This is a genomic window from Marinicauda pacifica (genome assembly GCF_004793635.1).
Taxonomy (GTDB): Bacteria; Pseudomonadota; Alphaproteobacteria; order Caulobacterales; family Maricaulaceae; genus Marinicauda; species Marinicauda pacifica.
This window is the reverse complement of the sequence record NZ_SRXV01000078.1, coordinates 1-308: the sequence shown is the minus strand read 5'-3', so window position 1 is coordinate 308 and position 308 is coordinate 1. Positions and strand designations below refer to the sequence as shown.

The window sequence follows — 308 nt, the reverse complement described above, 5'->3', positions numbered from 1 at the left end:
GGACGGCTGGTTTGTCGTCGTGATGCTGTCGGAGAAGGAATTCGGCGGCTGGGGCGAGGCCGTCGAGGCGCTGGATCTGCTCGAGGACGAGCGCTGCGCCGATATGGCCAGCCGGTTCCTGAACTGGGACACGATTCGCGAACGCTGCGAGCCCAATGTGGCCAGCCTCTCTGTCGAAACGGTATTGGCCCGCCTGCGTGAAAAGCGCGTACCGGCCGGAAAGGTGAACACCTCCGAGGACATGCTGACCCATCCCCAGCTGCTCAATAGCGGCTTTCTCTACGAGGCGGATGGTGGAAAGGCCGGCC

The 308-nt window shown here is 63.6% G+C and carries 1 protein-coding gene; it reads left to right on the top strand.

Annotation, left to right across the window (positions count from 1 at the left end; genetic code table 11):
* Positions 1-308, top strand: a 308-nt coding sequence (locus tag E5162_RS14460; RefSeq protein ID WP_174235020.1) for a CoA transferase, incomplete at both ends; no start/stop codon positions are given.